Source organism: Flavobacterium sp. Sr18 (assembly GCF_011064265.1).
GTDB lineage: Bacteria > Bacteroidota > Bacteroidia > Flavobacteriales > Flavobacteriaceae > Flavobacterium > Flavobacterium petrolei.
In genome coordinates this window covers 1238012-1261315 of record NZ_CP049329.1, presented here as the reverse complement: position 1 = coordinate 1261315, position 23304 = coordinate 1238012, and the positions used below count along the sequence as shown (strand labels likewise).

Sequence of the window (23304 nt, the reverse complement as noted above, 5' to 3'; positions counted from 1 at the left end):
AAAAAAAACGCTCTGAATTTTCAGAGCGTTTGGTAATCTTATTTCAGAATAGTTTGCTTTCTGTCCGGACCTACAGAAACAATTTTAATAGGAACTTCTACTTCTTTTTCAATGAATGCAATGTATTCTTTCAACTCTGTCGGTAATTCATCGTAGGTTGTCATACCTGTCAAATCTTGTTTCCATCCTTTGAAATCCTGATATACTGGAGTTACATTTTCTGGTTCGATGTTATAAGGGAAATGAGAAATTTTCTCTCCTTTATAATTGTATTCCGTACATACTTTCAAGGTTTCAAATCCTGAAAGTACATCGCCTTTCATCATCATCAATTGCGTTACACCATTCACTTGAACAGCATATTTAAGTGCTACTAAGTCTAACCAGCCACAACGTCTTTGTCTTCCGGTTACAGATCCAAATTCATTTCCTACGCGTGCCATAGTTGCGCCATCTTCATCAAAAAGTTCAGTAGGGAACGGGCCACTTCCTACGCGTGTTACGTAAGCTTTGAAAATCCCGTATACTTCCTTGATTTTATTTGGAGCAATCCCTAAACCGGTACAAGCACCAGCAGCAGTAGTGTTAGATGAAGTTACGAATGGATACGTTCCAAAATCAACATCCAATAAAGAACCTTGAGCACCTTCACATAATATTGATTTACCAGCTTTTTGCGCTTGGTGTAAATATTCTTCACTATCAATGAAATCTAATTTTTTTAATTCTTCGATAGCTTCAAAAAATTCTTTTTCTAATTCTTCTAAATTATATTGGATTGCAACATCATAGAATTTAATCATTGCTTCATGCTTGTCAGCCAAAGCTCTGTAACGATCTGCAAAATCTTCTAATTCGATATCACCTACACGGATTCCGTTTCTTCCGGTTTTGTCCATATACGTTGGGCCAATTCCTTTTAATGTAGAACCAATTTTTGCTTTAGCTTTAGAAGCCTCAGAAGCGGCGTCTAATAAACGGTGAGTAGGCAAAATTAAATGTGCTTTTCTTGAAATGATTAATTTACTTTTAATATCTAAATTAAATTTCTCAAGGCCTTCAATTTCTTTTTGAAAAACTACAGGATCAATTACAACTCCGTTTCCAATGATATTTATTGCAGTTTTATGAAAAATACCAGAAGGAATAGTTCTTAGAACATGTTTTATTCCGTCAAATTCCAAAGTATGCCCTGCGTTTGGACCTCCTTGAAAACGAGCAATAATGTCATAATTTGAAGTTAAAACATCAACAATTTTTCCTTTTCCTTCATCTCCCCATTGTAATCCTAGTAATAAATCTACCGTCATTCTGAATGTTATTTGTAGTTAGTTTTTATGTTTATGAACGATTTTCTTCGTCCAAGTTGTTCTTTTGTTTCTTAGTTCCGTACAGATATAACGAGTGGTTGGTAATATCTATATCAAATATTTCTTCAATTGTTTTCTTGATACTTTGAATTCTTGGATCACAAAACTCAATTACTTCGCCAGTATCCGTCATGATAATATGATCGTGCTGCTTGTCAAAGTACGATTTTTCGTAATGTGCCTGATTTTGTCCAAATTGGTGTTTGCGTACTAAAGCACAGTCCAATAATAATTCAATCGTATTGTAAAGAGTTGCTCTACTCACACGATAGTTTTTATTTTTCATTTTGATATAAAGATTCTCTACATCAAAATGTTCTTCGCTATCGTAAATTTCCTGAAGGATAGCATAGCGTTCAGGAGTCTTTCTATGTCCTTTTTTTTCAAGATACATTGTAAAAACATTTTTTACAATTTCTTGATTTTTGGTATTATCTGTGGAAATGAGTGTCATATCTGGCAAAGATAAATTTTTTAGTTTAAAGTTTAAAGTTTCCGGTTTGTTTAGTTTCAAGTTTATTCCGTTTGTATTTGAAAATCCTAAAGACGGACTCCAATAAACAATATCACTTTTCTATGTTTTATACTCCCGTGTTACCTTATCGATTCCATCAATTTTTTTGATGTTACTGATCATTTTTTTCAATATTGTATTGTTTTGAACAATTACGGCAACCTGACCGTGAAAAATTCCCGCATCAGTACTCAAAGAAATGCTCTGTATATTCACATGCATGTTATTCGAAATCACTTTTGTCAATTGGTTGGTAAGTCCAAGAACATCCATACCGGTGATGTTTATAATGGCTTTGAACTCTTCTTGCGATGAATCAATCCATTTTGCTGACATGATTCGGTATGCATAATTTGATTGCATACCAATGGCGTTAGGACAATCTTTTTTATGCACTTTTATTCCTTCATTGATTGTTACAAATCCAAAAACGTCATCTCCGGGGATTGGGTTGCAGCAAGGCGATAATTTATAATCCAGCTTGTCGTGTTCTTTCCCAAAAACGAGCATGTCATAATTACTGCTAATTACTGGTTTATGAATATCCTCATCCGAAGTGTTGCTTGGAGAGCGTTTCATCTTATTTTTGAAAAAATTTATGAAAGTATTGCTCTTTTGCGCAGCGTAATCCTTAAGCTGTTGGTTTTCAATAGCGCCAATTCCAATTCTGTAGAATAAGTCCAGGCTTGTTTTTAGTTTGAAAAAGTTGACCAATTCATTAATCACTTGTTCACTTAAAGTAATCTTTAAATGTTTTAATTTTCTGGTGAGCAGTTCTTTTCCTTCTTCACCAATTTTCTTGGTGTTTTCGTTTAGAACGTTTTTAATTTTTGTTTTAGCTCTCGAGGTCGTCACATAATCCAGCCAGTTAATGGTTGGTTTTTGATGTTGTGAAGTAATAACTTCAATTTGATCCCCACTTTTTAATTCGAAATTCAAAGGGACTAATTTTCCATTGACACGCGTTCCTCTGGTACGAATTCCTATTTCAGAGTGAATACTGAACGCGAAATCTAGTGAAGTGGCTCCTTTAGGCAATGATTTTATTTCTCCTTTTGGAGTAAAAACAAAGATTTCTTTAGAATATAAATTCATTTTGAAATCTTCTACAAAATCTACTGCATTTGTTTCGGAATTTTCTAAAGCTTCTTTTAGTAAATTTAACCATACATCCAAACCACTTTCTTCGGTAGCCCCGTTCTTGTATTTGTAATGTGCGGCATATCCTTTTTCGGCAATTTCATCCATACGTTCGCTTCGAACTTGTACTTCAACCCATCGCCCTTTTGGTCCCATTACTGTAATGTGCAAGGCTTCGTAACCGGTAGATTTTGGGGACGAAATCCAATCGCGCAAACGGCTTGGACTCGGTCTATAATGATCCGTTACGATTGAATATATTTTCCAAGCAACGAATTTCTCTTCATGTGGAGTTGCTTTGTATACAATACGCAGCGCAAATTTATCATACACTTCATCAAAACTCACGTTTTGCGCCTGCATTTTTCTGCGAATAGAATAAATAGATTTTGGACGTCCTTTTATAATATATTCAACTCCTTCGGCATCTAAAGAGGCTTTCAGGACATTAGAAATATCTTCAATATAAGCATCTTGCTCTTCTTTGGTTTCTTTTATTTTACTGACAATTTCTTTGTAAATGGCAGGTTCCGTATATTTTAACCCTAAGTCTTCTAGTTTAGTTTTTATGTTGTACAAGCCCAATCGATGTGCCAAAGGTGCATAAATATACAAGGTTTCGGATGCAATTTTGGTTTGTTTGTCCTCATGCATCGAATCCATGGTTTGCATGTTGTGCAAACGATCGGCTAGTTTAATCAGAATTACGCGTACATCATCATTCAACGTTAATATCATTTTACGGAAATTCTCTGCTTGCATGGAAACATTCAGATCTTTTTGTACCAATGATATTTTTGTTAATCCTTCAACGATTTGAGCCACTTTTGGATTAAACAAACGTTCGATATCCTGAACAGTAGTGGGTGTGTCTTCGACAACATCGTGCAGTAATGCAGCTGCAATAGATGTTGCTCCCAAACCTATTTCTGAAGCAACAATTTTTGCGACAGCAATAGGATGAAAAATATAGGCTTCGCCAGATTTTCGTCGTTGTTCTTTATGTGCTTCTACAGAAACGTCAAATGCTTTTCGGATGAGTTTTTTATCTTCATCACTTAACGTTTGGTAGCTAATACGAAGTAATTCTTTGTATTCTTGAGCAATTGCTTTATTTTCTTTTTCTATATCAATTTCTGTCATAGCGGCATGGTTCATTTTCTAAAAATAGAAATTAGTTGGGAGATGTGCAAGTAAAAAGGTTTCGTGGTGCAAATAACAAATGTGACATTCAACTTGATTATTGTACTTTACTAAAATCTAAGTCCTGAAAATCATAACTAAAATCAGTTAGCTCAGAAATAGGCTTCATCGTTAATCGTACGGCTTTTCCAGTTGCATCACATTCAAAAAATAAATGGGCATCAGCATGAAAATAGGCATTGTCCCATTTTACCACATAATTAGTGTCTTTGTAGAAAAAAACTTCACCGGTAAGTTGTGGAGAACGTTTTGAAGCAAAATACAAGCGCCCTTTTTTCTCTGAAAGTTCAACTTCACCAAACCAATTGTCTTTGTATGTTCCTGTAAAGCTTTTGAAATCAATTTTGATTTTGTCTTTTTTATTCTTGGCTATGGTTGCCCAAACTTCATCAGTTACTTTGTCAGCAGAAGCTTCGTTTTCCTTTAAACTCGCACTGTAATTAGTCACATAATCCTCGGATTGGATTCCTAAATAACTGTCTTTTATAGTATTGGTAATTGCTCTGAATGCCGCTCCTGATTGCTGATTGGTCAATACAATAATTCCCAGATTTAATTCTGGTATAAGAGTCACTTGCGTAACAATTCCTTCTAATCCGCCGGTGTGCGTTACCTGTTTGTATCCTTTTACATCGCTTAAAAACCAGCCCAATCCGTAACCACTAAAATGTGTATTGTAAGGAGGTCTTGTGGCCGCAGGAATTATGGTTTGTAATTGCCACATTTCTGCATGTTCTTTTTTAGAAAATAATTGCTTGTTATCAACACCATATTTCCCGTTGTTCATTTGCATTATTGTCCATTTACTCAAATCATTTACACTGGAGTAAATACCGGCTGCAGCATCAAAAAGTTGGTTTTGGTAGCGTTTGATTACTTTTAGTTTACCGTCAATAGGAACGTGCGGCGCAATGATGTTTGTGGTGTCTTTTAAACGTAAAAAAGAAGCGGCGCTATGATTCATTTCTAAAGGTTTCATCATGCGTTCTTCTACAAAATCGCACCAATTCAAACCGCTTGCTACGCGAATAACTTCGCCGGCAACTATATAAAGTAAATTGTCATAATCGTATTGCGTTCTAAATGCCGAAACCGGCTTTAAGTATTGCAAATTCTGAATAATATCTTGTGCTGTAAAATTACTTCCGTCAGGCCAAATCATTAAATCTCCAGCGCCAAGACCCAATCCACTTCTATGGGTCAATAAATCGCGAATCGTAAATTCATTCGTTACATAGTCATTATACATCTTGAAATTAGGAAGGTATTTGATGACTTTATCATCCCATTTTACTTTTCCTTCATCAACTAACATGGCCAAAGCAGCGCTTGTAAACGCTTTACTATTAGATGCAATTCCAAAAAGCGTATTCACATCCACTTTTTCATTAGTCAAAATTGATTTTACTCCATATCCTTTCGCATGAATAATCTTTCCGTCTTTGACTATTGCCACTGCAATTCCAGGAACATTGAATGTTTTTAAAGTGCGATCGACTAATTCATCCACTTGCGGGGAGCTGATTTGTGCGAAAGAAAGTGTGCTTGAAATTAATGCTATTACAACGAATAAATTATTTTTCATATTTTTTTGTTTTTAAATCTGCTATCAAAAATCGTTAATCTGCAATCTAAAATCTAAAACCCTCTTTGTCTTTTGGCTTCAAAAATTAAGATGGCTGCGGCAACCGAGACATTCATAGAATCGATTTCGCCTTGCATCGGAATAATAATATTTTGGGTCGCTTCTTTTCTCCATTCTTCGGTCAATCCTGTAGCTTCCGTTCCTACGACTAATGCCGTTGGAGTCGTATAATCCTGAGTGTGATAGGAGGTGGAGTTTTGTAAAGTCGCACAATAAAAATTAATGTTTCTTTCTTTCAAAAAAGCAATAATTTCTGATGTGGTTCCAGTTGCAATTTGGTTCGTAAATAAACAGCCCACGCTAGAACGCACAATATTTGGATTGTATAAATCGCTTTTTGGATTGGCAATAATCACCGCATCCAGATTAGCAGCATCGGCGGTACGAAGCAAAGCGCCGATATTTCCTGGTTTTTCCGGTGCTTCGGCAACAAGAATCAAAGGGTTTTCAGATAATTTCAAATCGGCTAATTGCATCGATTTTGTTTTGGCTACAGCCAAAATTCCTTCGGTGGTATCACGATACGCCAGTTTTTGATAGACTTCTTTGTTGATTTCTATCAACTCCGCATTTTTGGATAATGTTCTGGCATCCGTTTCGGAACAAATTTCAGGTAAAAACAATAGCGTTTCCATTTCGTAACCGCCTTTGATGGCAATCGAAATTTCGCGTTTTCCTTCCATTAAAAAAGTACCGGTTTGCTTGCGGGCTTTCGCTTTTTCCTGCAATTGCACTAAAGATTTGATATAAGGGTTTTGTATCGAAGTGATTTGTTTCAAGAGTTTCAACTATTTAATTAGTAGCAACAAAGATACATAGAGAAAATCCACTTTTCTAATCCGATTTGAATATTTATTTGGATGCATAAGTTTCATTAATTGTAGGTATTTCAGGCTGATTTCACGAGTATTTTCTCTATTTTTGTCAAAATCCCAATCAAAATGTTTCATTTATTAGACATCATCGGTACGATGGCCTTTGCCATGTCGGGCGCATTGACAGCAATGAGTAAAAAACTCGATCCTTTTGGGGTTTTTATTATTGCATTTGTTACTGCTGTTGGTGGCGGAACCCTGCGGGACATTATGATTGGGCGAACTCCGGTAGGATGGATGCTGGATTTAAAATACGTTTATGTGATCATCATCGGGTTTGTTTTGGCAATTCTTTTCCGAAAAAAATTCGACAGATTACGAACTTCCTTGTTTTTATTTGACACGATTGGCTTGGGTGTTTTTACCTTGATTGGTCTTGAAAAAGGAATCAATATTGGACTTCATCCTGTAATTTGTATTGCTTTAGGAACCATGACAGCCTGTTTTGGAGGAGTTATCCGAGATATTTTGTGTACTGAAATCCCTGTTATTTTTAGAAGAGAAATTTATGCCACGATTTGTATTTTGGGCGGAATTGTCTTTTTCCTGCTTCGAAAACTGAATTTAGAGAATGATATTCTGTATTTGACTACTTCAATTGTTATCATTTCTGTTCGTTTAATGGCCGTAAAATTCAAATGGTATTTGCCTACTTTAGAACATAAATAAAAATTGATTACTTTAACAGAGTCTAAAATTTAACAGTGAAAAATTATTCTGTCAAACCATATCGGGAAAGTGATTATGCGAATTGGAATGCCTTTATTGGTCAGGCCAAAAATGCTACTTTTTTATTTCACCGAGATTTTATGGAATACCACAAAGATCGGTTCGAGGATTTTTCATTGATGGTTTTTGATGACCAAAAACTGATTGCTGTTTTGCCGGCAAATAGAGTAGGAGACATCGTTTATTCCCATCAAGGATTGACATATGGCGGGTTGGTTTATTCATCAAAATTAAATGGAGAAAAAGTAGAAGAGATTCTGGATTCTATTTTGTCTTTTTTTAAAGAAAATGAGGTGCGATCGTTCTTTTTTAAATCTATTCCGTTATTCTATACTTCGAAGGGCAACGCCGAAATGGAATTTTTTATGCTTAAAAAAGGAGCGTTTTTAGACAAAAAAGAAATGAATTTAGGTATTAATTTAGCCATCATGCCTTTAACAATTTCAAAAAGTAAACTCAAACATTTCAGAAAAATTGAAGAACTCGATTTAGAAATGGTCGAAGAACAGCAATTAGAATCTTTTTGGGAATTGGTTTTAGAACCAAGATTATTTGAAAAGTATAATGCTACACCTGTACATAAGTTAGCAGAAATTACCTTGTTAAAAGAAAAATTTCCAGATAATATCAAACAGTTTTCAGTGTATTTTGAAGATGTTATTATTGCAGGAATTACTGTATTCGAAACAGAAACCGTTGTCAAATCGCAATATGGAGCTACCACTAAAAAAGGGGAAGAGTTGCGCGCTTTGGATTTTTTATTTATTAATTTAATAGAGAAATACAAGAGCGAAGGCAAACTTTTTTTTGATATGGGAATCGTAAATGAGGACAATGAAAAAGGATATCACGCTGGACTTTTGAAACAAAAAGAAGAATTAGGATGCTCTGTTTATAGTCAGGATTTTTATAAAATGAATTTTATATGATACCATTTCTTGATTTAAAAAAAATAAACGAACCGTATGAAACTGCTTTTCAAGAAAAATTGAAAGTGATTTTAGATACCGGTTGGTATATTTTAGGGAATGAAGTCCAGGAATTTGAAACCAGTTTTGCGAACTATTGCGGCACTAAATATTGTGTAGGCGTTGGAAATGGTTTTGACGCTTTAGTTTTGATTTTCAAAGGATATTTTCAGTTAGGTAAATTGCAAAAAGGCGATGAAGTTATTGTTCCGGCAAACACTTATATTGCGAGTATTCTGGCTATTTTACAAGCAGATTTAATTCCTGTTTTGGTCGAGCCAAAATTGGAAACCTACAACATTAACCCTGATTTAATTTCTCAAAAGATTACCTCAAAAACCAAAGCGATTCTGGTAGTTCATCTTTATGGACAATTGGCAGAAATGGATGCAATACATAAAATTGCTGTTTCAAATGACTTACTGGTTGTTGAAGATGCAGCTCAGGCTCACGGCGCAATCAGAAATCAAGAATCAGTAATCAGCAATCAAAAATCAAGCGTAGCGTACAGTTTTTATCCAGGGAAAAATCTTGGAGCATTAGGTGATGGCGGCGCAGTTACTACAAATGATTTTGAATTAGCCAAAGTGATTCAATCCCTTCGGAATTATGGTTCAGAAACCAAATATTACAATGATTATGTTGGTATAAATTCAAGATTAGATGAACTGCAAGCGGCTTTCTTAAATGTGAAATTACCGTTTTTAGATGCTGAAAATGAAAAGCGAAGAACAATTGCTAAACGCTATTTATCCGAAATTAAAAACGATAAAATAATTCTTCCAACAGTGTCATTGCTAGGAACGAAGCAATCTAATCATGTTTTTCATTTGTTCGTCATTCGAACCCAAAACAGATTGGATTTACAAGACTATTTAGATAGGAATGGAGTCCAAACGGTTATACATTATCCAGTTCCGCCGCATAATCAAAAAGCATTATCTCCCGAAACTTCGGGATGGAATCATTTGTCGTTTCCAATTACTGAAAAAATTCATGATGAAGTATTGAGTTTGCCTATAAGTCCAGTTTTGACAGATGATGAGGTGGGTTTTATTATTGCAATTTTAAATCAATATTAAATGGGATTAATTAGTAGAATAAAACAATTTTGCTTTGTTACTTTGCGAATCAAAAAATATAAATCCCTTTCCGATTGCAAAAGAGTTTCGGGAAAACCTAAGTTATATTTCCCCTTACTTTTAAAAGGAAATGGGAAGGTACAATTTGGTAAAAATTTTCAAAATGGCGTCGTAGAATCTTCATGTTACTATTCTAATTACAATTATATTTTGTCAATGGATCATGAAAGTGAAGTTATAATTGGTGATAATGTAGTTTTTAGTAATGGAGTCTCAATTTATGCAAAATCGAAAGTTACAATCGAAGATAAGGTTATGATTGGAATTAATTGTTTTATTATTGATAGTGACGGGCATGATTTAAGTGCCCAAGAAAGAATGACAGGAATTCCTAAAACTGCTGAAATCACTATTAAAAAAAATGTTGCCATATATTATAATTCAACAATTTTAAAAGGCGTGACAATTGGAGAAAATTCAGTTATTGGAAGTGGTTCAATTGTGACAAGAGACATTCCTGCGAATGTATTTGCCGCAGGAAATCCCGCTAAAGTCATAAGAAATTTATAATGTTGAAATCCCTAAAACAAAATACACTTTTAAAAGTAGTATCTTTTAATTCTATTTCGGTAGCGGTGAGTTTTGTTTTGGGAATTTTTGCGACAAAGATTGTATCCGTTTATTTAGGAACTTCTGGAATGGCATTGTTAGGGAGTTTCAGGAATTTCACAGCAATGATGAAGTCCGTAGCGATTTTGGGTATAAACAATTCTTTTATAAAATTATTCGTTGAAAATAAAGATGATGAGGAAGAGTTAGGAGTCATTTACGCTACTTTTTTTTGGTTTTTCCTCATAATTTCAACCGTCTTGGGTTTGTTTACTTTAGTATTTGCCAATGGTATTTCCGAATTTTTATTTTTCACCAATTCGTTTGCGAATCACATTCGTTTTTTTGGATTGCTATTGCCTTTAATCGTTATCAATACGTTTTGGATGGCAATTTATAACGCCTTAGAAAAGTTTAAAAAAATTGTGATTCTCCAAATTATTTCGAATGTGCTAATTTTTGGTTTCACCGCTTTTTTAATAGTCAACAAAGCAATAAACGGAGGATTACTGGCCGTTGTTTTAGGCGAATTAGTGATGGTATTAGTGACATTTGCATTTGTTTTAAAAGATAAAAGCTATTATTTTACATTCAGTTTTCGAAAAATTTTAAAAAAGAAATACCTAAATGTTATCAAGAAATTTTCTTCGATGGCATTGTTAAGCGCTGTAATTGCTCCTGCAACATTAATGCTTATCCGGAATTTCATAATTGAAACGCACTCTATTCAAGAAGCGGGAATTTGGGATGCGACCAATAAATTTTCCAGTTTTTACATGTTGGTTTTTAGTTCAGGATTGTCTTTATACTACATGCCAAAATTAGCTTCGTTGACTACAGATGAAGCTTTTAAAATGGAATTGAAGTCCTATTTTAAAGTTTTCGTTCCGCTGTTTTTTACGGCATTAGTAGCCGTTTATTTGTTGAAAGGAATTATATTAGATATCGCTTTTACTGCAGCGTTTTCAAAAGTGAATGAAGTGCTGATTTGGCAACTTTTAGGTGACTTTTTAAGGATAATGACATTAGCTTTTGGCTATCAAATCGTAGTCAAAGCTCGTATTAAGAAATACTTTTTTCTTGAAATAGTTTTTAATGTATCGTATCTTTTACTTTCTTTTTATTTAGTGCCGCTTTTTTCTTTCGAAGGAGCTTTGCAGGCTTATTTTTGTGCAAATTTAATTTTGTTTATTTTAATTTTATGGATGTTTAGGAAGTTGTTTTGGAATTCCAAGCTTTCAGATACTGACTCGCAATATTAACATATTCATGTTCTCTTTCAATAAATGCTCTCGCTCGTTTTCCAATAGCGACTATGGACTCGGGATTTTCGATCAAAAAGGAAAGTTCATTCACTAAATAATCTACATCTGGCAGCGCATTAATATTGACTTTTTCTGTTAAATTATAATATCCCATAAAGGCTTTTCCGGCACCAGTAAAAACTACTTTTCCTTTTGCCATAGCTTCAAGCGCATTGTATCCTTGGTCTTCAGCATACATTTGATCTAGCACGATTTGTGCAGTATTGTATAAATTTATATAATCCTTGTAAGGAAGATTTTCGCTGATAATCACAGTAACTTTTTCAATATATTTTTCCTGAATTATTCGCAGTGCTTTTTCAAAATATGGAATCCCTTTTTTGATGTAACTGGCGCGATTTATTCCAAGAAAAACTACAATTTTATCATTGATTTTTTGTTCTTGAAAGTCGATTTTTCTAGTGTTGACTGGATTTGGAATAAAATAAACCGAATATCCCATTTTTTCCATCGGAATTTTATAATCTAAGTCGGAAGCAATCATGTTTTGGCAGTTTTCGACTAACCAATCAAAGGTTTTTCGGTAATTTTTGGAGGTGTATTTTAATGGATATTCAAAATGTTTTTCTAACGAATTATCCTTAAAATAAGGAGTCAAAATGCTGTAATCAGTTTCCCTTTTTAGCAAATAATCAATAACCGGAGTTTCATCACCACAAATCAATAAGCTCCGATTTTTAATTTTCTTGAATAATTTTTTATAGAGAAATCTGGAAAAAAAAGGAAATGTTTCAATGGCATCAGAATTAATGAGCTGTACGTGATCGAAGTTCTGTAATTTGGGTATTAAAAGATAAAAACGAAGCCCTCTTTCAGCTTTTTCTAAATCGATTCCAGTGAGTTTATGAATGACATTTTTTATCTTTCGAGGCAACCAATATCCGGATAAAAAGGAGGAATGAAAAGAATAATCGGAATCGAATTTTTTGAAATAATCTCCTGATGACAACAAAATTACTTCATGTCCCAGCGCCACCAATCCTTCTTTTAAGGAATTATGCAAACGACTGTATTCGCCAATCAAAAGTATTTTCATTTACAATGCGGAATTATTTATATTTGTGTAAATATAATAACAAATTGACAAAAGAATTTAAAAAAGGAGATCTGGAAATAGTACTGGCTACGATGAATAGAGATTCTTTGGATTTTTTAATTCCCATGTTTCCGTTCTGTCATTTTTCGGAATTCCCCATTTTAATTATCAATCAAACGACTGAAAAGAAGCTATTGGTTTCAGATTTTACTTCTGTAAGAATTGTAAATTCATTTGAAAAAGGATTGTCAAAAAGCAGGAATTTAGGTTTGCAAAAGGCGCATGGACAAATTATTTTACTGACCGATGATGATGAGGTTTTCAAGGAAGATTTTGAAAGTACTATTCTGGAAGCCCACAATAATTATCCTGAGGCGGTTAGCATTTGTTTTGCCATAGAAGATTACAAAGGTTTTTTGTTCAAAAAATATCCTGCGAAACCCAAATTGCAATTGAATAATCTGGATATTTTTAGTGTTTTATCAATTGAAATAAGTTTAAAAACAAAGTTACTTCATCAATTCAACACTAAATTCGATAGTGATTTTGGTCTTGGAAGTTCCTTTTTGATGGGAGAAGAAGCTATTTTTTTGTCTGAGTTAAAAAAACAGCAGCAAAATATAATCATCGTGCCAACGGTTATTGCAAGTCATCCGGCGGTTTCAACAGATGATAAATTAAATCTTGAACAACGCTATTATATTCAGGGCGCATTCTTGACCAGAGTTGCAAAGAATCATTACCAAAAACTGATTTTTTTGAAACTTTTTTTTGATCTAAAGCAGAATAGAATACAAATAAACCAAGTTTATACAGCGCTAAAAAGTGCCAACAGAGGGAAATTAGCGTATTTACAAATCAATAAATGAAAACAACCGTTACAGGCGTGCAACTTTTAAAAATCCCCGTTGTAGAGGATACAAGAGGGAATTTAGGATTCATTCAAAAGGATATTTTACCATTTGAATTCAAGCGAGTATACTATCTTTTTGATGTACCGAGCAGTGCGTACAGAGGTGGACATTCTCACATTGTGCAGCAAGAGCTTTTGATCGCTTTGAGCGGAAGTTTTGAAGTCGTTGTGCAGGATGGTTTAATGAAAAAATCATTTATCCTTAATAAACCAAATGTGGGATTGCTTATACCAACTGGGATTTGGAGAGAGTTGCAAAATTTTTCTTCTGGAGCGGTTTGCTTAGTTTTGGCTTCAGATGTTTTTGAAGAAGCCGATTATATTCGGGATTTTAATGTATTTTTGGAGTCAAAAAAATGAGACTTCTTTATATAGTTCCCAACATAAATAATGAAGGCGGTGTAGCGAGAGTGCTTTCGGTGAAAACGAATTATTGGATAGAAAAATCAGGATATGAAGTCCATATTTTAACTCAAAATGGAGGTTTTTCTCCTTTGTTTTATTCTTTTAATGCGAATATTATTTATCACGATTTATCATTGAAAGGTAATTTTTTTCAGTTTTTTAATTCGTTTGCAAAAGGGTTAAAAACTAAAATTAAATCCATACAACCTGATGTTATTATTGTTGGTGATAATGGTTTAAAAGCTTATTTAATTCCTTTTATTTTAAAGACAAACACACCGATTGTTTTTGAGTGCCACGGTTCCAAATATCTTGAGGAAACTCAGCCTTCAAAATATTTTTTTTCGACAAAAATCAAACTACTTTTTAAAGAGTTATTCGCCAAAAGTTTTACCAAATTCGTGGCGTTGTCAAAGGCGAGTTTACAAGAATGGAATATAAAAAACGGAGTTGTAATTGCAAATCCGCTTTGGTTTGAACCAACGACTTTTTCCGATTTAAAAGCTAAAAAAGTGATTGCAGTTGGCCGTCATTCTTATGAAAAAGGATGGGACAGAATGTTGCAAATTTGGCAGAAAGTCATTCAAAAACATCCAGATTGGACTCTTGAAATTTACGGGAAATCCAATCAAAATCAAGAATTGCAAAAACTTTCCAGGACTTTAAATATTGATACTAATGTTGCTTTTTTTGACCCTGTAAAAAATATAAATGATAAATATCGAGAAGCATCAATACTAGTGATGACCTCTCGCACTGAGGGTTTCGGAATGGTACTTATTGAAGCAATGGCAATGGGTTTGCCTTGTGTTGCTTACGATTGTCCGTGCGGTCCAAGAGCTATTATTCAAAATAATGAAAACGGATTTCTTGTTGAAAACGGTAATTTAGATTCTTTTGTTCAACAATTGGAATTGCTTATTGAAGATGAAAATTTGAGAATACAAATGGGGGAAAAGGCTCAGGAAAGTATACAAATTTATGATTTAGAATGCATCATGCATCAGTGGAAATCCCTTTTCGAAAATCTTGTAACGAAATAATTATCGGGAAGCGATACTGCAATAATAGCCCAATTTGTACAAATCAAATAGGAATAAAGATGGGTTTTTAGAAAGTAAATTGTGTTCTAAATTCCGTTCGGTTTTTTTGAATAGTATGGAAATAAATGAAGTCAAATACAGTCGTTTCAATAGACTATAAGTTTTTAAAATCTTGCTTTCGGATTTGCATAAAGAATTGTTTTCTGAAATTGATTTTAGATTTTCCAAAGCGATTTTTGTCTTCACTAAAAACTGTTTGGAAGTTTCTAATCCCAAGTGATACGTAGGATTATCGATATGTTTTACTAAAATCCCCTTTTTTTTCAAATCAGATAAAAAGACTAAATCTTCGTAGCCGTATTTAGTGATTGAATCGTCAAATTTATTAGAGTTAAAAACCTTTTTTTGGATTAAAATATTTGATGTCAGTGCGCTGCCGTTAGGATTGATTTTTCGTTTTTCTACAGAAATTGATTCTCGCGCGTTGCCATAAAACCATCGCAGCAATTGGTTGCTTGAAGGTTTTTCTTTGTGGTATTCGATTCCGCCATAAACAACTTGTTCAGCTTCGTTTATCTGGAAAATATATTTTTGGATGTAATTATTTTGCGTTGGAAAAGTATCACAATCCATGATTAATAGCCATTCAAATTTTGATTTTTTTGCCAAAAAATTGATGTTTTTTCCTCGTCCTAAATTTAAATTGTTTACTGAAAAATTACAATTTTCTAAATTATTAATTTTCTGGTTTTCAATTTTAAATAAATTTGAAGCATCGTCTTGGCACAAAATTTCAAACGCTATTCCGCAATCTTTACATTGATTGTGCAACTCTAAAACCAGCGGATAAACATTGTAATTGTATATTGGAACAAGAATGGAGAGCATTACGCGTTTCGCTGCTGAATCACTTCAAAGATTTTGGAATCCTCACATTTCAATGTTTTCGAAGGGAATTTCATTAGCAACGCATAATCATGTGTCGCCATAATGATTGTTTTGCCGTTCGCATTGATTTTCTTCAATACTTCCAGTACTTCGGCGCTGGTTTGTGGATCTAAGTTTCCTGTAGGTTCATCAGCAAGGATTAATTCAGGGTCGTTAAGTAATGCACGAGCGATGGCCACACGTTGTTGTTCTCCTCCGGAAAGTTGATGTGGCATTTTTTTGCCAAAATCTTTCATTCCTACTTTATTCAAAACTTCTTCAATTTTATTTTGCATTTCGGCGTTGTCCGTCCAGCCAGTTGCTTTCAGTACAAACAACATATTGTCATTTACAGTACGGTCTGGAAGTAATTTGAAATCTTGAAAAACGATCCCAATTTTTCTTCTCAAAAACGGAATATCATCTTCTTTTAATGCAGATAAGTCAAAGTCTACAATATTTCCTTCTCCTTCTGTCAATGGCAAATCAGCATACAAAGTCTTCATTAAGCTACTTTTTCCGGAGCCTGTTTTTCCAATGATGTAAAGGAATTCACCACGATTTACTTCCAAGTTTACCTCTGTTAGAATAGATTTTGCTTCTTGATAAATCGTTACATTTTTTAACGACAGGACGGATTGTGACATAATTTGCATTTGTTTATTGGGTAAAAGTAATAAGATAACGGTTCTATTCAAAATAAATTCTGTTGTATTAGACAGAATTACAAAAATTACAAATAATATTGAAAAGTTAGGAAGTTTGATTTGATTAATATTTCGATAAAGAAGGTTGAAATCTAAACTGTAAAAAAATTATTCATAATAAAAGCCAATTGTGATTCGTTATAGAGGACAGAATATAATATATTTGAATTATTAAAATAAAATCACAATGCGTAAACTTTCCTGGAGCTACTTCTTATCCATTTTTATTATAACGGCCAGTATTTCGGCACAAAAATCTACCATTTACACGCACGATTCAAAAGATTTCAATAAAGCGGTTTCTTTATTTAAAGACGCGCAATATGCTTCGGCACAGCTTATTTTTAATAAAGTAAAGGAAACTGCCGCAACTGAAGAATTGAAATCAGATTGTGCTTATTATGCCGCGAATTGTGCCATTCGAACCAATCAATCCAATGCGGATGAGTTGATGGAGCAATTTGTTTCGGATTATCCTACCAGCGTAAAACAAAATCAGGCGTACATCGAAGTAGCACATTATCATTTTAATCAAGGAAATTATCCGCAAGCTTTACAATGGTTTGACAAAGTTGACGAAAGCAGTTTAAGCAGAAAGGATCAAGATAAATTCAATTTCCAAAAAGGCTATAGTTTTTTTAATGCCAAAAACAAAAAAGAAGCTACGGTGTATTTGAATAAAGTGGTGAATTCAGCTGAATATGGTTCTCAAGCCAAATATTATTTAGGTTTTATGGCATATGAAGGCGACGATTACAAGCAAGCTACAAAGTATTTTGACGAAGTTTCAGGTGAAGAAAAGTACAAAGAAAAGCTTTCGTATTATCAGGCGGATATGAATTTTAAATTGGGGAATTTCCAAAAAGCAATTGATTTAGGTCAGAAAGCAATGGCTAAATCCACTCCTTTGGAAAAATCAGAACTCAATAAAATCATTGGCGAAAGCTATTTTAATTTAAAAAAATACGACACCGCAATTCCATTTTTAGTTGATTACAAAGGGAAAAAAGGCAAATGGAATAATACGGATTTTTACCAATTAGGATATGCGTATTACAAGCAAAAAGACTACGAAAATGCGATTTCTCAGTTCAATAAAATCATTGGCGGGAAAGATTTCGTAGCGCAAAATGCCTATTATCATTTGGGAGAAAGTTATCTGAATACCGATAAAAAACAACAAGCTTTGAATGCGTTCAAAAATGCTTCGGAAATGGATTTTGATGCAGCCATTCAAGAAGATGCGAGCTTGAATTATGCAAAATTAAGTTACGAATTAGGGAATTCGTATCAAAGTGTACCAGCGGTTTTGCAGGCTTTCTTAAAAAAATATCCAGAGAATGCAAGCCGTTCCGAGGTAGAAAAATTATTGATTGACTCTTATATTTCTTCTAAAAACTACAAAGAAGCTTTAGTTTTATTGGAAAAAAATAAATCTCCAGAAAATAAATTAGCGTACCAAAAAGTGCTTTTTTATAGAGGTTTAGAATTATACACCGATGGAAATTATCCCGAAGCACTAAAAATGTTTACGAAATCTTTAGGGGAACAAAAAGATGCTGTTTTTACAGCTCGTGCTACTTTCTGGAAAGGAGAAACAGAATATGTTTTGAATGATTTTAAAGACGCATTATTAAGTTTCAAGCAGTTCATTGGTGCAAACCAAGCAGCGACAACACCGGAATTTAAAAACAGTAATTACAATATTGCATACGCTTATTTCAAATTGAAAGAATATGATCAAGCGGGTAATTATTTCCAAAACCAAATAGAAAAAGCGCCTGCTGATAAAGTGCGTTTGAATGATTCCTATTTGCGTTTAGCGGATTGTCGTTTTGTGACTTCAAAATACGGTGCGGCAATGGATGCGTACACAAAAGTAATCGAATCTAAGAGTGTTGATGCGGATTATGCGTATTTCCAAAAAGCTATTTCCTACGGATTTTTAGCTAAAAACGATAAGAAAATTGACGAACTAAACGCTTTTTTACAATTGTATCCAAAATCAGAATATAGAGACGATGCACTTTTTGAATTGGCAAATACTTTTGTTGCTGAGAATAAAAATGATCTTGCCGTAAAAACGTACGACCGATTGAATACAGAATTCAAAAAAGGTTCTTTCACTTCGAGATCTATTTTGCGTCAGGGATTGGTTTATTATAATACAGATAAAGACGAGCAGGCATTGTTGAAATTTAAAAAAGTCGCGGCTGATTTTCCTAGAACTCCGGAGGCTTTAGAAGCGGTAGCAACCGCTCGATTGATTTATGTGGATAATGGCAGAGTGGATGAATATGCAACTTGGGTTCGTACATTGGATTTTGTAGCTGTTACTGATGCAGAATTGGATAATGACACCTATGAAGCTGCTGAAAAACAATTTCAACAAAATAATACCAAGCAGGCAATTGCAGGATTTAGTGGTTATGTAAGCCAGTTTCTTCGTGGGATTCATGCTTTGCAGGCTAATTACTATCTGGCTCAATTGTATTATTCTGAAGGCTCTGAGAGCAAATCTATTCCTAATTATGAATACGTAGTTGCACAATCGAGAAGTGAATTTACAGAACAATCTTTGTCAAGATTGGCTCAAATTTTCCTTAAAAACAAAGAAGATCAAAAAGCAATTCTAATTTTGACCCGTTTAGAAAACGAAGCAGATATTTCTCAAAATAAAACATTTGCACAATCAAATTTGATGAAATTGTATTACGATAAGAAAGATTATCCAAATTCAGGTATGTATGCCGAGAAGGTTTTGATGAATCCAAAAACGGATGATAATGTAAAAAGTGATGCGCAAATCATAATTGCACGTGCGGCAATTGAAACCGGTGATGAAGCGAAAGCAAAAGTTGCTTACGCAAAATTAATGACGATTGCCAAAGGAGAATTAGCCGCCGAAGCCTTGTATTATGATGCTTATTTTAAAAATAAAGAAGGAAAATTTGAGGTGTCAAATGTTGCGGTTCAAAAATTAGCAAAGAATTATTCCAGCTATAAATATTTTGGAGCCAAAGGATTAGTGGTAATGGCCAAAAACTTTTACGGACTAAAAGACAGTTATCAGGCGACTTATATTTTAGAAAATGTAATTCAAAATTTCACTGATTTTCCGGATGTCGTTTCAGATGCACAAACAGAGTTGAACGCTATTAAAGTTGAAGAATCTAAAACAAATTCATCGATTACAAAATAAAAAATCAAGGATTGAAAGTTGGAAAACAATTTAAATCAAGTGTAAATTTTTAAATAATCGAAAGTCAAAAAACAAATTGAATGAATCTACCTTTTTACATAGTTGATGTTTTTGCAGAGAAAAAATATGCTGGGAACCAACTCGCAGTTTTCTCAGGTGCAGATGCTTTAACTGGCAAACAGATGCAAGAAATTGCGCGAGAAATAAACTTTGCAGAAAGCACTTTTATAACCAAGCTTAATGCTGATAATAATTCGGCAACCATCAGAATTTTCACCCCTGAGCATGAAATGAAGTTTGCCGGTCATCCCATTATTGGAACATCATGGGTTTTGATGAATAAGATTTTTAAACATCAACCGGAGAAGATTAAACTATCGGTCCCTATCGGTGAAATTCCGGTGCGTAAAGCGGGAGATTTGGTTTGGCTGCAGGCTGCTCAACCGGAATTTTTGGATACTTTTTCAGCAGAAGATTTTTCGAACTTCAGCAATTTAAGCCGTGCTGATTTTGATGATGCATTTCCCATTCAGGAAGTAACCACAGGAAGCGCGTTTGTAATTGTTCCTGTCAAAAATAAAAAAGTTTTAGAGAATTTGATTTTGGATAAAACTAAAATGAACAAATGGTTGCAGGCAAACTGTAAAACAAGTCATAGAGCGTTGTATTTCTTTTGTTTAGAAGACACGAAATTAAGCAGTAGAATGCTTTGTATAGAAAACAATCAACTTATAGAAGATGCAGCAACGGGAAGTGCAAGCACTTGTTTGCAGGCTTTTCTGTTAAAATATAATGCTCCAAAAATTCAAATTATCAATCATCAGGGAGATTTTATAAACAGGGCTTCTCAAATTTATTTTGACGGAAAATTAGAGAATAATGATTTTGATATAAATATTGGTGGCAAATCGCAATTCATTGCAAAAGGCGAGTGGGAAGTTTAAATTACAAGTTAAGTTATAAATAAGAAGTAAAAAAGTAAAGAGGTAATTAGAAAGAAAAAGTTATTGATTAGGCAATTTGTAAAGTCTTGTTTCTTTCTTCTTTTATCAAAAAACAACAATAAAAATGAAAATCAATTTCCAAAATAAAATAATTTTAAGTCTATTACTTATTGCATTTCAATTTTCGTTTGCACAAAAGAAAGAGCAAATTGGAACCGAAACCGTAAATGTTGTAAAACCATATACACCAAAAATTTCGGATGCGAACAAAGTCAAAGAAGTCCCAGAACTTGATGAAGAAGGTAATGCCAAAAAAGAAAGTATTAAATATTCGATTTTTTCTTTTCCTGTGGCGTCAACATTTACACCATCTAAAGGGAAAGCAGAAGGTGTAGAGAAAGAAAAACAAGCACATTTGTTTAAAAATTACGCGACTTTTGGAGTTGGGAATTACGGAACTTTTATTGGAGAGTTGTTCGTAAATCACGATTTAAATAATACGGATTATGTAGGAGGAATGTTTCGCCATCATTCGTCAGAAGGCGGAATCAAAAATGTAGCATTAGAAAATCGGTTTTATGATACTTCGTTAGACTTAATGTATGGTTCCAATCAAAAAGACGTGTCTTGGAATTTGGATTTAGGATATCAAAACCAGATTTATAATTGGTACGGATTGCCATCGGAATTTGGAAATACTTTATCAGCTCAGGATCAAGTGATGCTGATTAATGGAATTGATCCGCAGCAAACGTACAGAACGATATCGCTGGGCGGAAATGTAGCTTTTAACGAAAGTGTTTTGAACAAAACAATTCTTAAATACAGCCATTTTTCAGATGCTTCAGGATCTTCAGAAAATCGATTCTATGCAAAACCAACCGTTGAATTTGACGTGATGGAAAGTGCTGTGAAAACGGATTTAACGGTAGATTATGTGGGAGGAAGTTTCGATAAAAATTATTTAAACACGAATGTCGAAGCCATCAAATACGGATTTACAAATTTTGGAATCTCACCAAGTTTTGTGATGCAGGAGGAAGATTGGACGCTGAATATTGGTGCCGCTGTTTTTTATAGTATGGACAATCAACACAACAATAATTCCTTTTATGTGTATCCAAAATTCAATGCTTCGTATAAAGTTGTTGGCGATTTGATGATTTTCTATGCGGGTGCCGAAGGAAATTTAAAACAAAATTCATATCAGGATTTTGTGAACGAAAATCCGTTTTTATCTCCGACTTTGAGCATAACTCCAACAGATCAGCAGTATGATGTTTTTGCAGGATTAAAAGGGAAATTGACCAATAATGTGAGTTATAATGTAAAAGCTTCATATGTAAATGAAAGAAATAGAGCCTTGTTTAGAAGTAATGATTACAATGAAAATGCGGGTAATGAAGATTATGCGTTTGGAAATTCCTTCCAAGTGGTGTATGATGATATGAAAACATTAAGTTTTTATGGAGAACTTAAAGCTGATTTTTCTGAGGATGTAACTTTTGGAATCAACGGAACTTTCAGCAGTTTCACTAATGATTTTCAGCAAGAAGCCTGGAATATGCCAGCAATAAAAATAAATTCAAATCTTGATTTTAATATTACAGAAAAATGGTTCGCTGGAACAAATGTGTTTTACGTAGGTAAGCGAAAAGATTTTCAGATGAATACGGCCTTTTCGGCAAATGCAGCTCCTGTAACTTTGAAATCTTATTTTGATGTTAATGCAAATGTTGGATTCAAATACAGCGACCGATTGACTGCTTTTGCAAGAGCTAATAATATCACTAATAATGCCTATCAAAAATGGTTGAATTACCCAGTTCAGGGATTTCAAGTGATTCTGGGAGTGAACTATAAATTTGATTTTTAAGGTTGTTACCGCAAATTGCGCAAAGTTTTACGCAAAGAAAATGAAGTTTTTATTTTTTAAATTTCAATATTTTGATGCAATCTTTTTTACAAAATTTCTTTGTGAACCTTGCGAAAAACTTTGCGTACTTTGCGGTTAAATTTCTCAGATGACTTTCAAACAAAAAATACATACCCATTATTTACAATTAGTTCAGGATCGAATCGATGTTTTCAAAGACATGATTGTGGCGCTTACCGAAGATTCTAAGAACGATGCCAAAGGTTCTGCCGGAGACAAACATGAAACCGCTTTATCCATGATGCACATTGAGCAGGAAAAACTCAATCGTAAGTTGAGAGAAGTATTGGATCAAAAAACAGTTTTGGATAAAATTGACGCTACCACAATTGCTGACACTATTATTGTGGGGAGCTTGGTAAAAGCAAACGGAATCTATTTGTATCTGAGTGTGGCGCTTCCTAAGATTAATGTCGAGGGAATCAATATTATCGCATTATCACCACAATCTCCTTTGGGAAATAAACTCATGGGAAATCAAGAAGGTTTTACTTTTGAGATTAATGGTACGAAGTATTTGGTAGAGAACATTGAATAAAATTCGTCTCATCTGCGTCTCATTTTACAATTCTCAACTTCGATTGCTTTTTTATTCTTTTTTAATTACATTTTAAACACAAATGCTATTTTTTGGTTATAATTTATAACTAAAAATAGCATTTGTGTTTTTCAATTAGAACTATAACTGCATCTTTGCCTTATCAAAATAAACAAAACATTAAAAATATATA

The 23304-nt window shown here is 33.8% G+C and carries 20 protein-coding genes; 12 read left to right on the top strand and 8 right to left on the bottom strand.

Translation table 11 applies throughout. The features are described from left to right. Nucleotides 1-38: 38 nt before the first annotated feature. The 5 genes from G7A72_RS05575 to G7A72_RS05555 form a co-directional block, all read right to left on the bottom strand. Nucleotides 39-1310 (bottom strand): adenylosuccinate synthase, encoded by a 1272-nt coding sequence (locus G7A72_RS05575; RefSeq protein ID WP_165151760.1) that lies wholly within the window; start codon nucleotides 1308-1310, stop codon nucleotides 39-41. A gap of 31 nt (nucleotides 1311-1341) precedes the next feature. Next, nucleotides 1342-1824, bottom strand: a complete 483-nt coding sequence (locus G7A72_RS05570; protein ID WP_113665502.1) for a Fur family transcriptional regulator — start codon at nucleotides 1822-1824, stop codon at nucleotides 1342-1344. Nucleotides 1825-1944: 120 nt separating this feature from the next. After that, nucleotides 1945-4167, bottom strand: coding sequence for a bifunctional (p)ppGpp synthetase/guanosine-3',5'-bis(diphosphate) 3'-pyrophosphohydrolase (locus G7A72_RS05565; RefSeq protein ID WP_165151759.1), 2223 nt, complete (start codon nucleotides 4165-4167; stop codon nucleotides 1945-1947). 97 nt (nucleotides 4168-4264) lie between these two features. Further along, the gene (locus G7A72_RS05560; RefSeq protein WP_165151758.1) at nucleotides 4265-5812 is read right to left on the bottom strand and encodes a serine hydrolase; all 1548 of its coding nucleotides are present in this window, start codon (nucleotides 5810-5812) and stop codon (nucleotides 4265-4267) included. A gap of 53 nt (nucleotides 5813-5865) precedes the next feature. Then, nucleotides 5866-6651 carry an RNA methyltransferase gene (locus G7A72_RS05555; protein WP_165151757.1) on the bottom strand — a complete coding sequence of 262 codons (786 nt, stop codon included), beginning with the start codon at nucleotides 6649-6651 and terminating at the stop codon, nucleotides 5866-5868. Between the two features lie 162 nt (nucleotides 6652-6813). Here G7A72_RS05555 and G7A72_RS05550 point away from each other — a divergent pair, with 162 nt between their 5' ends. The 5 genes from G7A72_RS05550 to G7A72_RS05530 are packed head-to-tail and all read left to right on the top strand — an operon-like array spanning nucleotide 6814 to nucleotide 11397. Beyond that, nucleotides 6814-7416, top strand: coding sequence for a trimeric intracellular cation channel family protein (locus tag G7A72_RS05550; RefSeq protein WP_113665326.1), 603 nt, complete (start codon nucleotides 6814-6816; stop codon nucleotides 7414-7416). 35 nt (nucleotides 7417-7451) lie between these two features. Further along, the gene (locus tag G7A72_RS05545; protein WP_165151756.1) at nucleotides 7452-8405 is read left to right on the top strand and encodes a GNAT family N-acetyltransferase; all 954 of its coding nucleotides are present in this window, start codon (nucleotides 7452-7454) and stop codon (nucleotides 8403-8405) included. Then, nucleotides 8402-9526, top strand: coding sequence for a DegT/DnrJ/EryC1/StrS aminotransferase family protein (locus G7A72_RS05540; protein WP_165151755.1), 1125 nt, complete (start codon nucleotides 8402-8404; stop codon nucleotides 9524-9526). Before G7A72_RS05545 ends, G7A72_RS05540 begins: the two co-directional genes overlap by 4 nt. After that, nucleotides 9527-10096, top strand: coding sequence for an acyltransferase (locus tag G7A72_RS16590; RefSeq protein WP_165151754.1), 570 nt, complete (start codon nucleotides 9527-9529; stop codon nucleotides 10094-10096). It begins immediately after the preceding gene. Further along, nucleotides 10096-11397: an O-antigen translocase gene (locus G7A72_RS05530; RefSeq protein ID WP_165151753.1), complete on the top strand. Its 1302-nt coding sequence runs from the start codon at nucleotides 10096-10098 to the stop codon at nucleotides 11395-11397. The genes G7A72_RS16590 and G7A72_RS05530 overlap by 1 nt, the downstream gene beginning before the upstream one ends. Here the strand turns inward: G7A72_RS05530 and G7A72_RS05525 are convergent. Continuing rightward, the gene (locus tag G7A72_RS05525) at nucleotides 11345-12496 is read right to left on the bottom strand and encodes a glycosyltransferase (protein ID WP_165151752.1); all 1152 of its coding nucleotides are present in this window, start codon (nucleotides 12494-12496) and stop codon (nucleotides 11345-11347) included. The genes G7A72_RS05530 and G7A72_RS05525 overlap by 53 nt on opposite strands. A 44-nt stretch (nucleotides 12497-12540) precedes the next feature. Between G7A72_RS05525 and G7A72_RS05520 the strand changes: the two genes are divergently transcribed. The 3 genes from G7A72_RS05520 to G7A72_RS05510 are packed head-to-tail and all read left to right on the top strand — an operon-like array spanning nucleotide 12541 to nucleotide 14857. After that, nucleotides 12541-13365 (top strand): glycosyltransferase family A protein, encoded by an 825-nt coding sequence (locus G7A72_RS05520; protein ID WP_165151751.1) that lies wholly within the window; start codon nucleotides 12541-12543, stop codon nucleotides 13363-13365. Further along, nucleotides 13362-13769 (top strand): FdtA/QdtA family cupin domain-containing protein, encoded by a 408-nt coding sequence (locus G7A72_RS05515; protein ID WP_165151750.1) that lies wholly within the window; start codon nucleotides 13362-13364, stop codon nucleotides 13767-13769. The genes G7A72_RS05520 and G7A72_RS05515 overlap by 4 nt, the downstream gene beginning before the upstream one ends. Then, nucleotides 13766-14857, top strand: a complete 1092-nt coding sequence (locus tag G7A72_RS05510) for a glycosyltransferase family 4 protein (protein WP_165151749.1) — start codon at nucleotides 13766-13768, stop codon at nucleotides 14855-14857. Before G7A72_RS05515 ends, G7A72_RS05510 begins: the two co-directional genes overlap by 4 nt. Here the strand turns inward: G7A72_RS05510 and G7A72_RS05505 are convergent, their stop codons facing one another. Beyond that, complete coding sequence (locus G7A72_RS05505; protein WP_165151748.1) at nucleotides 14858-15745, bottom strand: glycosyltransferase; 888 nt, start codon at nucleotides 15743-15745, stop codon at nucleotides 14858-14860. Continuing rightward, a complete protein-coding gene (locus G7A72_RS05500) occupies nucleotides 15745-16431 on the bottom strand; it encodes a cell division ATP-binding protein FtsE (protein ID WP_165151747.1) in 687 nt (228 codons plus the stop codon). Before G7A72_RS05500 ends, G7A72_RS05505 begins: the two co-directional genes overlap by 1 nt. Before the next feature lie 247 nt (nucleotides 16432-16678). Between G7A72_RS05500 and G7A72_RS05495 the strand changes: the two genes are divergently transcribed. The 4 genes from G7A72_RS05495 (at nucleotide 16679) to G7A72_RS05480 (ending at nucleotide 23111) form a co-directional block, all read left to right on the top strand. Next, nucleotides 16679-19693: a tetratricopeptide repeat protein gene (locus G7A72_RS05495; RefSeq protein WP_165151746.1), complete on the top strand. Its 3015-nt coding sequence runs from the start codon at nucleotides 16679-16681 to the stop codon at nucleotides 19691-19693. 80 nt (nucleotides 19694-19773) lie between these two features. Then, complete coding sequence (locus G7A72_RS05490; protein WP_165151745.1) at nucleotides 19774-20637, top strand: PhzF family phenazine biosynthesis protein; 864 nt, start codon at nucleotides 19774-19776, stop codon at nucleotides 20635-20637. A gap of 124 nt (nucleotides 20638-20761) precedes the next feature. Then, a complete protein-coding gene (locus tag G7A72_RS05485) occupies nucleotides 20762-22513 on the top strand; it encodes a TonB-dependent receptor (protein ID WP_165151744.1) in 1752 nt (583 codons plus the stop codon). A gap of 148 nt (nucleotides 22514-22661) precedes the next feature. Further along, a complete protein-coding gene (locus G7A72_RS05480) occupies nucleotides 22662-23111 on the top strand; it encodes a hypothetical protein (RefSeq protein WP_165151743.1) in 450 nt (149 codons plus the stop codon). Nucleotides 23112-23304: the final 193 nt, after the last annotated feature.

Excerpts from the sequence above, each read along its gene's own strand:
- G7A72_RS05575 (WP_165151760.1), bottom strand. The coding sequence starts at position 1,310 with ATGACGGTAGATTTATTACTAGGATTACAATGGGGAGATGAAGGAAAA.
- G7A72_RS05570 (WP_113665502.1), bottom strand. The coding sequence starts at position 1,824 with ATGACACTCATTTCCACAGATAATACCAAAAATCAAGAAATTGTAAAA.
- G7A72_RS05565 (WP_165151759.1), bottom strand. The coding sequence starts at position 4,167 with ATGACAGAAATTGATATAGAAAAAGAAAATAAAGCAATTGCTCAAGAA.
- G7A72_RS05560 (WP_165151758.1), bottom strand. The coding sequence starts at position 5,812 with ATGAAAAATAATTTATTCGTTGTAATAGCATTAATTTCAAGCACACTT.
- G7A72_RS05550 (WP_113665326.1), top strand. The coding sequence starts at position 6,814 with ATGTTTCATTTATTAGACATCATCGGTACGATGGCCTTTGCCATGTCG.
- G7A72_RS05540 (WP_165151755.1), top strand. The coding sequence starts at position 8,402 with ATGATACCATTTCTTGATTTAAAAAAAATAAACGAACCGTATGAAACT.
- G7A72_RS16590 (WP_165151754.1), top strand. The coding sequence starts at position 9,527 with ATGGGATTAATTAGTAGAATAAAACAATTTTGCTTTGTTACTTTGCGA.
- G7A72_RS05530 (WP_165151753.1), top strand. The coding sequence starts at position 10,096 with ATGTTGAAATCCCTAAAACAAAATACACTTTTAAAAGTAGTATCTTTT.
- G7A72_RS05525 (WP_165151752.1), bottom strand. The coding sequence starts at position 12,496 with ATGAAAATACTTTTGATTGGCGAATACAGTCGTTTGCATAATTCCTTA.
- G7A72_RS05515 (WP_165151750.1), top strand. The coding sequence starts at position 13,362 with ATGAAAACAACCGTTACAGGCGTGCAACTTTTAAAAATCCCCGTTGTA.
- G7A72_RS05510 (WP_165151749.1), top strand. The coding sequence starts at position 13,766 with ATGAGACTTCTTTATATAGTTCCCAACATAAATAATGAAGGCGGTGTA.
- G7A72_RS05505 (WP_165151748.1), bottom strand. The coding sequence starts at position 15,745 with ATGCTCTCCATTCTTGTTCCAATATACAATTACAATGTTTATCCGCTG.
- G7A72_RS05500 (WP_165151747.1), bottom strand. The coding sequence starts at position 16,431 with ATGTCACAATCCGTCCTGTCGTTAAAAAATGTAACGATTTATCAAGAA.
- G7A72_RS05495 (WP_165151746.1), top strand. The coding sequence starts at position 16,679 with ATGCGTAAACTTTCCTGGAGCTACTTCTTATCCATTTTTATTATAACG.
- G7A72_RS05490 (WP_165151745.1), top strand. The coding sequence starts at position 19,774 with ATGAATCTACCTTTTTACATAGTTGATGTTTTTGCAGAGAAAAAATAT.
- G7A72_RS05485 (WP_165151744.1), top strand. The coding sequence starts at position 20,762 with ATGAAAATCAATTTCCAAAATAAAATAATTTTAAGTCTATTACTTATT.
- G7A72_RS05480 (WP_165151743.1), top strand. The coding sequence starts at position 22,662 with ATGACTTTCAAACAAAAAATACATACCCATTATTTACAATTAGTTCAG.